The sequence below is a fragment of the Prevotella amnii CRIS 21A-A genome (assembly GCF_000177355.1).
Lineage (GTDB): Bacteria > Bacteroidota > Bacteroidia > Bacteroidales > Bacteroidaceae > Prevotella > Prevotella amnii.
In genome coordinates, this window is sequence record NZ_ADFQ01000030.1 from 1 (window position 1) to 1,004 (window position 1,004).

The 1,004-nt window shown below is 27.6% G+C and carries 1 protein-coding gene; it reads left to right on the forward strand.

Annotation, left to right across the window (positions count from 1 at the left end; translation table 11 throughout):
- Positions 1–159: 159 nt before the first annotated feature.
- Entirely contained in the window at positions 160–822 is a 663-nt protein-coding gene (locus tag HMPREF9018_RS03190; protein WP_008448092.1) for a hypothetical protein, read from the forward strand.
- Positions 823–1,004 lie beyond the last annotated feature (182 nt).

The following is a 1,004-nucleotide window of genomic DNA, read 5'->3' on the forward strand; positions in this document are numbered from 1 at the left end:
AAATGCGGTAGATGTTTTATTCTACCGCATTTTTTTTGTTTATATTTATAAAACATAACTATGTTATTTATGCAAAAGACATAAATATTGTTATTATTATGTAATAGTATAACGTAGATAATATATTATTTCTACTTTTATAAAAAATAATTTTGTTTTATGAAACTATCCATATCTTCCTTTATTTATCCTGAAAGAATATTTTTATACTTATGCTTTTTTATATCTATTATTATTACAGTAGATGTAAAAGCGCAACAGATATTAGTATGCGATGCTATAAGTAGATTTCCTGTGCGTGATGTAGAGGTATGTGTAGATGGGCAGTTTATAGGTAAAACGATATATCTTGGTACTATAACGTTACCAAAGCAGTTTAAGCAAGCAAGTTTTAAAGCTAAGGGATATTCTTCAGAAAAACTTATCCGTGAAGAAGTTTTACGCGATACAGTGTTCTTATTTCCAAGCAAACATAGTCTCAATGAAGTAGTTGTAATAGGAAAGCACAAGCTCAATATAGATAGTTTATCACGCAATATGTCTAAAAGAGAGCTATATGATTATGGTTATTTGAAATCAAGCGGAGGTAGCTTTGATCTTGCTACTATACTTGATAGGCGACTTAATCGCGATAGAGAGCATGTTCAGCAAAATAAAGAAATAATAAAAAAGCTAAATGGCAAAAATATTATAGAACAAATATACACTGAGGAAATAGAAAAAAAGCGTGTGCTGGACGCTGCCTTTGAACGAAGGAAAATTCCTAAAGATACTATTTCTACATACTCTTTTACTACTAAACCACAAAATAAAAATAAATAATAGTTTTATTAAAAAAAACATTTTACAGAAAAGCTATTTATCATTTCTGTCTTATGATAAATAGTAAAAGATGTTTTATATTATTTTTTAGTTTTGTAGTGAGGTTATAAAGGTTATAAAAATGGGTATATACAAGCAGATAGGAATATAGTTTGTGCTATGAAATAAGTATTATATATGTG